Annotated in this window: 10 protein-coding genes and 2 riboswitches; of the genes, 2 read left to right on the forward strand and 8 right to left on the reverse strand. The window is 63.6% G+C overall.

Annotation, left to right across the window (positions count from 1 at the left end):
- Positions 1-368 (reverse strand): DUF190 domain-containing protein (locus VEI45_RS18295; RefSeq protein WP_324855746.1); only part of this gene is annotated, 368 nt, incomplete at its 3' end.
- Between the two features lie 80 nt (positions 369-448).
- On the opposite strand from VEI45_RS18295, the gene eno reads away from it, so the two are divergent.
- On the forward strand, positions 449-1,714 hold the full coding sequence (eno, locus tag VEI45_RS18300; RefSeq protein ID WP_324855748.1) for a phosphopyruvate hydratase: 1,266 nt from the start codon (positions 449-451) through the stop codon (positions 1,712-1,714).
- 11 nt (positions 1,715-1,725) lie between these two features.
- On the opposite strand, the gene VEI45_RS18305 is transcribed toward eno, so the two are convergent.
- Genes VEI45_RS18305 through VEI45_RS18330 form a run of 6 tightly spaced genes read right to left on the reverse strand, consistent with a single transcriptional unit; the run spans position 1,726 to position 9,225 of the window.
- Positions 1,726-3,759, reverse strand: coding sequence for a proton-conducting transporter membrane subunit (locus tag VEI45_RS18305; protein ID WP_324855750.1), 2,034 nt, complete (start codon positions 3,757-3,759; stop codon positions 1,726-1,728).
- A complete protein-coding gene (locus VEI45_RS18310) occupies positions 3,756-4,553 on the reverse strand; it encodes a ferredoxin (RefSeq protein WP_324855752.1) in 798 nt (265 codons plus the stop codon). Before VEI45_RS18310 ends, VEI45_RS18305 begins: the two co-directional genes overlap by 4 nt.
- Complete coding sequence (locus VEI45_RS18315; RefSeq protein WP_324855754.1) at positions 4,554-6,074, reverse strand: NADH-quinone oxidoreductase subunit C; 1,521 nt, start codon at positions 6,072-6,074, stop codon at positions 4,554-4,556.
- Positions 6,071-7,582 (reverse strand): proton-conducting transporter membrane subunit, encoded by a 1,512-nt coding sequence (locus VEI45_RS18320; protein ID WP_324855756.1) that lies wholly within the window; start codon positions 7,580-7,582, stop codon positions 6,071-6,073. Before VEI45_RS18320 ends, VEI45_RS18315 begins: the two co-directional genes overlap by 4 nt.
- A 3-nt stretch (positions 7,583-7,585) precedes the next feature.
- Positions 7,586-8,266 (reverse strand): hydrogenase, encoded by a 681-nt coding sequence (locus VEI45_RS18325; RefSeq protein WP_324855757.1) that lies wholly within the window; start codon positions 8,264-8,266, stop codon positions 7,586-7,588.
- Entirely contained in the window at positions 8,266-9,225 is a 960-nt protein-coding gene (locus tag VEI45_RS18330) for a respiratory chain complex I subunit 1 family protein (protein ID WP_324855760.1), read from the reverse strand. The genes VEI45_RS18325 and VEI45_RS18330 overlap by 1 nt, the downstream gene beginning before the upstream one ends.
- Before the next feature lie 160 nt (positions 9,226-9,385).
- Positions 9,386-9,460, reverse strand: a riboswitch (Fluoride riboswitch).
- A 140-nt stretch (positions 9,461-9,600) separates the two neighbouring features.
- A riboswitch (Fluoride riboswitch) is annotated at positions 9,601-9,681 on the forward strand.
- A gap of 2 nt (positions 9,682-9,683) precedes the next feature.
- Between VEI45_RS18330 and VEI45_RS18335 the strand changes: the two genes are divergently transcribed.
- Positions 9,684-10,142, forward strand: coding sequence for a universal stress protein (locus VEI45_RS18335; RefSeq protein ID WP_324855762.1), 459 nt, complete (start codon positions 9,684-9,686; stop codon positions 10,140-10,142).
- Between the two features lie 132 nt (positions 10,143-10,274).
- On the opposite strand, the gene VEI45_RS18340 is transcribed toward VEI45_RS18335, so the two are convergent.
- Positions 10,275-10,753 (reverse strand): MFS transporter (locus VEI45_RS18340; protein WP_324855763.1); only part of this gene is annotated, 479 nt, incomplete at its 5' end.

Here is a 10,753-nt window from a genome sequence, read left to right on the forward strand (position 1 = left end):
GGGTCCTCTGACAGGCTCAGGGACTGGTCCGTTCGAAAGTGGCGGCGCGACCCGAAACCGGCGATACCGCGGAGCACGATGCTGGTTGCGACGCGTTGTTGTTCGTATATATCGAGCATCGTCTCGGCCACGAAGCGACGATCCTCGCGTTGACGCTCACCAAAGTACGCGCTGAGCTTGAGACATTCTTCGTCTACCACCACTACCTCCCTTGTGATAAAAGCGTTTTCACTGCAGTCGATCCTGAGCCCCCCGCTGAACGTGTCTGCGATGATGGAAAACATCCCGATCAGCCGAGCCTGCTGGTAGGTTGGGACGAAGATGGCGGTGGGGCCCGCCACAACCGCGCGTCTGATATAGACGGCCAACGGTCCCTGCGCAACTGATGAAGGTCGACCCGGCCGCCAAACCGCTGCGCCGGATTGATCCCGGACGCGGAGGAACTCAAGTGGCCGTCAAGTTTTCGTCGATCTCGGCAATCGAAATCCTGGACTCGCGGGGTCGGCCCACGCTGTCGGTGTGGGCGACGCTGTCGGACGGAAGGCAAGTGCACTCCGGTGTACCGTCCGGGGCGTCGACCGGCAGCCGGGAGGCGGTGGAGTTGCGCGACCATGACGAGCGCTACGGGGGTCTGGGCGTGCTCAAGGCAGTGGCCGGCGTCAACGGGCCGATCGCAGAGGCGCTGACGAGTCGGCCGTTCAGCAGGCTGGACGAGGTTGATCAGACCTTGCGCGAACTGGACGGCACGCCCGACAAGTCGCGGTTGGGCGCCAACGCCATCGTTGGGGTATCGATGGCTGCCGCGCAGGCGTTTGCACTCGAGGCGGGACAACCGTTGTGGCAGTGGCTGATTCCTCAAGGGGTAGTTCCGCGGCTTCCCGTTCCGCACTTCAATATCGTCAACGGCGGCGCCCACGCGGTCAACGGTCTTGACTTTCAGGAATTCATGATCGCCCCGCTCGGGGCACCCTCGCTCCAGGAAGCGGTCCGTGCGGGCGCTGAAGTGTATCGCCGCCTGCGATCGACGTTGGTCGCTCGTAACCTTGCAACAGGGTTGGGCGACGAGGGTGGATTCGCACCTGATGTCGATGGTGCAGAAGAGGCTTTGGCGCTGCTGACCAAAGCCATTGGCGACGCTGGCTACACCGCCGGGCGTGACGGCGTCGCCATCGCGCTGGACCCGGCCGCCAGCGAATTTCACCGCGATGGCCGCTACCAGTTGGGCTGGCAATCGTTGTCGAGCGACGAGTTGATCGACCGCTACGCGAGCATCGTCGCGAGGTTCCCGGTCTGGAGCATCGAAGATGGTATGGGCGAGCACGACACGGTGGGCTGGCAGAAGCTGACCGAGGCGCTGGGTGATCGGGTGCAACTGGTCGGCGACGATAATTTTGTGACCAACCCCGAGATCATCGCATCCGGGGTACGCGCCGGCGTCGCCAATGCCGCTCTGATCAAGGTCAATCAGATCGGCACGGTGACCGAAACCCTTGAGGCGCTCAAGGTTTGCCGGGACGCAGGCTATCGGGCGATGATTTCGCATCGTTCGGGTGAAACCGACGATTCGTTTATTGCCGATCTGGCGGTGGCGTCGGGTTGCGGTCAGATCAAGTCGGGCGCCCCGGCACGCGGCGAACGCGTGGCCAAATACAATCGTCTTCTCGAGATCGCCACGGCAGCACCAGATTTGGCGTTCGGTCTGTCGTCTAATTGATCTGCCTAACCTCATGACGTCGCGATCACCACCGCCAAAACCGCGAGCACCGCGATCAGCATGTAGGTCATGTAGGCGTCGAGACGGCCCGACTGCAGGCTTCGAGCGAATCGCGATACGACCAGCAAGGCAGCGATCAGCGGCCGGTAGAAATATCGTTCGACGAGATCGACAACGTCGACGCGGTAGGTGACTAAGCCTGAGACCGCTCGAGTGGCGCTGGGTTCTGCCGATGTCTTAAAGAGTTCAGATCTGGTCAGCAGCACGTTGGAGAGAACATTGCGTACCGGGTTGGCGTAGGCGAAGGACGTGTAGCCCACTCCGCGGTCTACCCCGGGTGACGCCGACGACCACGGCGTCACCCGACGCGCACGGAACGGGTTTCGGCCAGCGAATAGCGTCGCGAATCCGGCGATAAGCGCAGCCATGAGCGGCAGCACGATCCACAGCCAAGTCGGTGACAGGGCTGAAAAATCGTCGAATACCGGTTGCAGCACCCATGGTTTCGCGTTGGCGCCGGCGGCCTGGTCACCGACGATGGGAGCAAGCCCGGATCCGATAAGGCGAACCTGCAGCGGTGCGACTGCCGCGACACCCAGGCAACCCACCACCAGCACGGCCACGCCGAAACGGTAGGGCCATTGCCGGTCCGGGCGCGCGCAGGCGGGATCGATCGGCGGCTGATCCATGCGGGCGGGACCGAAGGCCGTGAGCGCGACCACCCGCACGAATGTCACGCCGGCGATGCCGATCGTCAAGGCGATCAATGCGCCTGTCGCCGCGCTGGTTAGCTGCATGGCGAGGCTAGAAACCCGGAATTGCTGCATCAGCGCCTCGAGGGTGAACCACTCGGACGCGAACCCCGCGGTTAGCGGCAGCCCGGCCAAAGTCAGCGATCCGATCGCCAAACCCGTGCCCGCCCAAGGCAGCCGGCGCACAACGCCGCCGAGTCGATCGAGATCAGTTGTGCCGGTGGCTTGTTCGATCGTCGAGGCTGACACGAACAACAGAGTCTTGCCAAGCGCATGTGCCATCGCCTGGGCGGTGCCGGCAACCAGCCCGGCAGCGACCAACTTTGGCTGACCAACTGACGCGCCCACCAGCGCGACACCGAATCCGGTGGTGATCACGCCGGCGTTCTCCACGCTCGACCACGAGATCAACGCCGCAAGGTCGGGATTGACCGCGGCGTGCGCGATCCCGAGGATCGCGGTTACTCCCCCAACGGCAAGCACCACGCACACCAGCCATACGGGCGGAGATCCGAGAATGTTCAAGGTGCGCCACATGCCATAGAACCCGACATTGACTGCAGCACCCGCCATTATGGCGCGAGCCGGACCTGGAGCCGCCGTGTAGCCGCGTGGCATCCAGACATGCGCCGGAACCAGTCCGACCTTGACACCGAATCCAAACATCAGCAACGCGTATGCGGCTTGGCCGGCAGCGCTGTGCGGATCTACCGCACCGGCGCTGAACGCGAAGGAGTGTGTTCGGCTGGCCAATAGCAGCGCGCCCATCAGCACTGCTGCGCCGCTGGCTTTTCCGAAGACCACTGTGATGATCGAGCCGTTGGCTCTGCTGGGCAGATCGCGGTCGTAGCCTGCTAACAGGTAGAAGGCGACGGTCAGCAGTTCCCAGCCGAACAGCAGGATGAACAAGTTGTCGGTGGTGATGATGACCGCAACTGCGGCCAGCGCAATGCCGACCGCTGCAGGCAGGCGCGGACGGCTGTGATTGCCGGATGCGGCCGCGGCGATCAAAGCGGGAATCGCGACGCCGAAGGAGATGACCAGAAACAGTCCAGCGAGCGCGTCAACACAAAGGCCGGCCGGCCCGAGACCGGCCAGCCCTGCGAGGCCGACGCGTTGACGGGTTCCGGCCAGTCCGAAAGCGCCGGCGATCACGAACAGCGTTGCGGCAGCGACATTCATCGTCCACGCGGCTGCGCACAAGCGCCTCTGGGTGTCAGCGGCGGCAGCGAGTCCGGCGCACCAACTGATCAGCACTGCCGCGGCCAACAGCACCAGGCCCGTGGCGATCATCGCGCGCTCCCGGGTCCGGGCAACGGGACTCGGCCCAGTGCCAGCAGGATGCCGTGCAGGACGCTGAACGGTGATGCTGGGGCTCCGGGCACCCAAACATCCACGGGGACAAGGTCACCGATGCCTTCGCCGCCTGTGTATCCGCCGCCGATGAGTCCGCCGCCGACGGCGTCGGTACCCACGGCGATCACCACCGTTGGGTTCGGCATCGCCTCCAGCGTGCGACGCAAGGGTTCCATCATGCCCGCGGCCCCGATACCGGTCACCAGCAGGATGTCGGCGTGGCGGGGGCTCGCGGTGAAGAAGATTCCCAGCCGGTGCAGGTCGTAGACGGGGTTGGTCAGCGCTTCGATTTCCCATTCGTCACTTCCGTCCGACCCGGTATCGATGTGACGCAGATGCACCGAACGCCGCAACCACTGGACGCGCCGTGCCAGGCTCGCACGCAATTCGACCAGCGCCTCGTCGGTCTCGTCGACTTCCCCGACCACCAAGGCATTTCGGCTCAGCTGCGCTGTTGCCGCCCCTGTTTGCCACTGAAACCACTGGGGTGCCACCTCGACGCAACGCCCACACAAGATGCAGCGCCCCCGGTCCAGTCGGGGCCGCACCTGAGCGGAAATTGCCCCAGTCGGGCATGCCACGGCTGCCTGGGTGACCGTGTCAGACGTCGCGGCCTTCGGGCCGTCGACCACGCTTACCGCTGCGGGAAAGCTGTCGAAGTAGCTGTCGGCGCGTTTGGGCCATCGGGTGGTGAGAATCCCGTTGCGCAGACCTTTGAACACCCACGGCATCTACATCGCCACCCCGGCGTAGCTCAGCCCGAAACTTGCCTCGATGAACGGGAAATCGGTGAACACGTCCCCGTTGAAGACATCGTGAAACAGCAGCATGTTGTGCAACGAGGCCGACCTGGCGAAGCACCGCCCGATCAGGCCGTCGCGGACCTCCAAGCTGTAAAGCACTTCACCTTGCGGTGCCTCGGCCCAGCCCAGTGCAATCCCGTCGACCGTCGGCACCTCGACGGCCAACGTCGTGTCAGACAGACCCGAGAGCCGGTCGCAGGCGCGCTGGATCAACTCGACCGCGCTGTCGATTTCCGACCACCGCACCCGCAGCCGGGCCAGTGCGTCACCGTGATCGTCCACCGCGGCGCCGTCGACCAACGGAAGCTCCCGGTAGCCGTCGTAGACGCGGCGGCGTGAGTCGTCATCGCAACCCGAACCGCGTCCCACCGGGCCCAGTGCGCCGTGCGAGGCCGCAAGCGCCGGATCGAGATGACCGGTGCCGCGCAGCCGGTCCAGAAATGACGCGTCGACCATCAGCGCGTTGCGATCGCGGTGGATCCGTTGCACGATCAGCCCCAACTGTTGTGCGACGTCGGCGGGCTGCAGTCGCGGCTCGGCGAACACGCCGCCGATGCGAACTACCGAGCGCCCGAACCTGTTGCCGCACAGTCTCGATACCAGTCTCATGATGGATTCTTTGTGCCAGCCGAAGCGGGCGTGCGGTACCGCCAGTCCGGCGGCATCACAAAGCCGGGTCACCACGTCCAGATGGTTGGCCAGGCGTTCCAGCTCACCGTGGATCACGCGGAGCAGGCCCGCCCGCCGTGGCGGAGCCACCTCGGCCAGGGTTTCCGCGGCGTGAGCGAACGCGAGGGCGTGCGCGACTGACGCGATGCCCTCGACCCGCTCAGCGACCAGGACTCCGTCTGCAGTAGATAGCCCCTCGAAGCGTTTGGCTATACCGCGATGTTTGTAGTGCGGGCGGATGTTGAGGTGCGGGATGTCTTCGCCGGGCGTCTCGATGAGGAACTCGATCGACTCGAAGACTCCGGAGCGCACCGGGCCGAGCGGCAACGTGAAAACTCCATAGCCACTGACATCAACCGGTCCATGTTGGTCGGCAGCGCTGGAGTGGATGTGCCTGTCGAGCCTGTCCTGTTCGGGATGGCCGGGCCGGGGCGTTGGCTGCCCGGGGTGGCGAGGCAGCAGCAGTGGATCCAACCGTGGGTGCCCGGTCGGCACCACACCCGATAGATCATGCAGCGCCCGCTCATACCAGAACGCCGCCGGCACATCAGGTGTCAACGCCGGGTAAGACAGCGATCCCTCGCCGTCCGGCGTTATCAGCGTGCGCAGGCAGCTGACGACTGAACCGCCGACCAACAATCCATGCAAGTACGCTGCGTCACCACTGTGGGTGCCGTATACGCCCGCGAACCGATCTCCGCCGCCAACGCGGCCCGTGATCCGATCACGCCACTTGTCCAGCGGCAGGTCGACGACCATAGTCAGGGCGGCCGCGGTCACGGTGCACCCGCTAGCAGTTCACGAGCACCCGAATTCAGCAGGTCTAGCAGATCCGGCGGCGGCGCCAATCCCAGGACCAACAACACCAACACTCCGGCGACGACAGGTGTCACCATCCATTGGCTGGGTTCACCACGCGTCAGTACCGGCGCAGCATCTGTCGATTCGTCGGGTTCAGGGTGGAACAAAATTCGTGTGGTGGCCAGGCTGAGACCCAGGAATGCCAGCGTAACCAGACATACCAGCACAGCGGTAAACACGTTGCGGCCATGGGCAAAACCACCGGTCACGATCTGAAATTCGCTGCGGAACAACCCAAATGGTGGCATTGCCGACAACGCCAGCACGGCGGTTAGGAACAACGGTCCCGACCAGGGCAGCAACTCGATCCCACGCGTCATCCGGCCCAGCTCCTTGGTGCCGAACTTGCGCACCAGTACTCCTGCGCCCATGAATGCATTGCCCTTGGCGGCGGCGTGGGCCAGCACATGCAACAACACTCCAGACAAAGCGATCGGTGCGCCGAAGCTGATGCCGATCGCGAGGATGCCCATGTGCTCCACGCTGGAATAGGCAAGCAGCCGTTTGATATCGCGTTGCTCGAGCAAGTACAGCGCGGCCAGCAACAAGGACAGCACGCCGAAAACCAGCAGCACGATTTGCGGGAACCGGGTTTGCAATGTGCCCGCGGCGATCTGGTAGTAGCGCAGGATCGCATAGAAGCTGACGGCCAGCAGCGAACCCGACAGCAGTGCCGAGATTGGCGTCGGCGCTTCGGCGTGCGCGTCAGGCAGCCAGGTATGCACAGGGAAGAAACCCACTTTGGTGCCGAATCCGACAACGGCAAGCACGAACGCCAGACGTATCGGCGTCTGCGGCAATTGTCCCGCAGCACTGATCAACGGATCGAATGCCAGGTCGTAGGACTCGCCCAGGACTTTCGCGCCCGCGTAGTACATGAAGATGGTGGCTAGCAGCGCGATGCCCAACCCGGACGAGGCAATCAGCACGTACTTCCACGCCGCCTCGGTTGCCCCCTCGGTGTTGTCGAGTGCCACCAGCAGCGCCGAGACGACCGTGGTGATCTCGACGGCGATCCACAACAACGCGAGACCATTGACCAACGGAGCGCAGATCATCGACCACGCAAACGCGTTGAGCCCTAGGTAGAACCGGGCACTGTGGTGGGCGAACAATGCCTGTTGCTCGGCGGTCTCGGAGCGGACTGCGCGCTCCTCGTCGGCCAGGTAACCGACGGCATACAGGCCGACGACTGCGTAGAGAAAACACGTTCCCAGCAGAAAGATCACCGACAGCGCATCAGCGCGCAAGTAGTGCAGCCCGGTGATGGTGTGGCCCTTGGCCGCTGGCACCAGTGCCACCGCGAGGATGAAAGAGATGATGCCTGTCACCGCGGTCACCGAGGCGGCGACGCGATGCGGAGCGCGCAGACACACCAGCGTGGCGACCAGCGGCAGCACGATCAGCAACACCATCACGACGCTCATTGGCTATCCCCTCAGCCGGTCAAGCGTCTCGGTGGAAAGCGACCGTGTTCGTCGGTGATGGGTACGCATCAAGACGCCGAAGACGACGACTGCGACCAACAGATCGAACAGGAACGCCACCTCCAAGATAAGCGGCATGCCTGCGGCAACCACCAGACTTGCCAGGGATACACCGTTTTCCAGTGAGAAGAACCCGATCGCCTGACTTACCACATCGCGGCGAACAATCATCAGGATGAAGGCCACCAGCACCACCGCCACCGACAAGCTCAGTGCGACGGTGGGCAGCACGGGGGAATGAATGGCCAGGACACCGACTGCAAAGAATCCGAACGCGCCGACCGCGATCGAGATCAGCACTTCGTTGGCCACACCCAAAACTCCGCTACCGGCGATCTCTTCGTTCGCTTCCCGGAGTAGCCCGACAACCACCAGCGGCACCACAACGGCTTTGAGCAGAAGTGACAGCGCGGCCAGTGCATACAGTTCCGGAACGTCGCGGCCGAACGCGATGACAGCCGCCAGGATGCTGACCGCCAAGGACTGCCCGGCGTAGAGGCGTACCTGGCCGCGCAGCAGAGATGCGCGCAGCATCCCGAACTCCAGCAGCAGCACAATCAACGCCACCGTATTTGCGATGCCCTCGAAGACGCTGGGAACAGACTCGTTGACCGCCAGCACCATCAGCCGCCTCCCAGGTAGAGGGTGAATACCGCCAACACCGCTAGCAGCAACGCCGCCGAGACGAATTCGCTTATCTTGAAGAGTCGTAACTTCGCATAGCTGTTATCCAGGACCGCGATGATGCAACCGAGTAACAATGCCTTGCCAACAAGTGCGGGAATGGCAAGCCCTACATCGAGAGCAGACCGGGTCGAGGCCATCCCCCACGGCGCGACGAAGACGTTGCACAAAATAACGTAGAGCACGAACTGTTTTGCGGCAGAACCCCAATGAAGCAGCGCGAGGTCGGGCCCGGAGTACTCGAACGGCCGCCCCGCTTCTATCATTCCGAATTCGGTTGTTCCGGTGTGTGTTTCGACGGGTATTCGCGCCGTTTCGTACAGGATGACCATGAATAGCGCCGCGGAGGCGAGCAAATGCGCCGGACGCACGATCTGGGCGGGTCCGCTACGAACGGTGGCTCCGACGACGTAAGGCAGGTCGGTCGTGGTGATCAGCGCCACCGCAAAAAAGACCAGCAGCATCACCGGTTCGGTGATCGCTGCGAATGTCTTGGCTCGGCTGGACGCCAATTGCGCGTAGGCGTCGCCGGTTTCGGCTGCGGCCGCGGCGACCAGGAAGCTGGCGAAAGCCAGAATCAATCCGCCGCCAAGGATGTCACCCATATATCCCAAAGGCAGCGCGTAGCTGGTGAGCACCGGAATCAGCATCGGTACGGTCAGATAACACGCGAACGATACGAACGGCGCCAGGCGGAACAGTAGGCTGGCTTCCGGCGGCACGAGCGATTCCTTGCGGAAGAGCTTCGCCAAATCGAAGTAAGGCTGCAGAATTCGTGGGCCTCGCCGGCCTCGCAGGCGGGCCTCGAACCAGGAGATGAATCCGCTGATGGCGGGCGCTCCGGTGACGACAGTGGCCACCTGTAGCGCCTGGATGACCGGCAGCCGCAGCTCCGTCATGGGTCACCGTGCTTTGGTGGCCGGCGCGCGGTTTCGCCCTGCTTACGTCGACGGCCGACGCGTGGCCTCAGGCGCCGGCTTTCCGCCAGCGCGAGACCCGAGACCGCGCACCCCAGGAAGCAGCCCAAGCCGAAATTGGCGCGCGCCACCTGCGACTCCTCCGTTCGCAGGTGCCATCAGCCTTGTAGCGGTTCGGAAGTCGAGACTCCGGGCGGGCTCCATCGCCGATGCCAGTTAATCAACGACTCCTAACCGTGGTCAAGCCAAACACGATGTTGCATCGCAAATGGCCGACGGCCCCGCCCGTGGAAACCGGAAGGCAAGTGTTCAGGTGGTCGGTCAATCGCAACAGGTACTCAATCCATCGCCTAGGCTTGCTACCGAGGCGATGGATCTCCGCCTGGGTGCGCAACCACGACCCCAACCGCCGTCCAGGCTGATGGTTCCTGCTCAGTGCAATGCAGGAGGTTGTCGTGGTTTTGGTTATCGGATACGACCGCCACCCAGCCAGCAGGGCCGCTTTAGTCTTCGCCGGTGAACTCGCCGACGCCCTGAACGTGCCACTGCATGTCGTCCACGTTGTCGACGATGCCGATGATGCCGGCACCGAAGACCTCGACGCTGAACGTCAGCATGTCGCAGACGCCCTCGGTGATGTGCAGTGGACCTATCATCGGCTCCAAGGTGATCCGGCTACCGCGTTATTGGAAGCGGCTAACCAACACGGCGCTTTAATGTTGATTGTCGGTCGGCCGGAACAAGGCATCAGCGCGGCAATCGGGCATATTATCACCGGCAACGTCGCGCGAAACTTATTGCGCCGCAGTAATCGTCCGGTCCTCATCGTTCCCGAGTTCGGAGCCGGGAAAACCCAAAGCCAGCCCAGCGACAGCTGGCCGAGCCGGTTGCAGAAATAGCTGCCGAGTTGCGTGAGCTGGCCACTCGGGCGCAATCGCTACTGGCCAAGCTGGCCGACTCCGGGTTGATGACCGCCGAGGAGGTCACCGAGCAGAAACGACGCTTCACCTGGTGATCCATTCCGCCGCTCCTCACTGCGCCGGACGAGGCAGCGTGCCAGAAGCGATGGCCGCCGCGACCATCCAGGCGGCGGCGTAGCCGAACGCCACCGCAGGCGAAAACAGGGTGTACAGCAACCCGGCAACGACGGTGGCCACAAGGTCGCCGACAGCCTTCACCGCTCCCAGAACCCCAAACCCGCTGCCGCGCAACCGGTCCGGCAGCAGCTGCGCAATTACTGCGGATTCCGTGGGTTCGGCAAATCCGATGCCCGCTCCGGCCGCTGTGAATGCAACCGCAACGGCGAGCACACTATACGAACCGACAGCGAAAGCGCAGTATGCGATGACATATACGACAGCGCCTGTCGCGAACACCACCCGCGGACCCGCACGGTCAAACCACGGTCCGGCTACCAATGATGCGAACGTAGCGACCACGTTGTGGCCTGCATAGATCAGGATCGCCACCGTCGTCGCCGTGGCAACCGATCGCTGCGGCGAGGTGAGCA

The organism is Mycobacterium sp., assembly GCF_035623875.1.
Taxonomy (GTDB): domain Bacteria; phylum Actinomycetota; class Actinomycetes; order Mycobacteriales; family Mycobacteriaceae; genus Mycobacterium.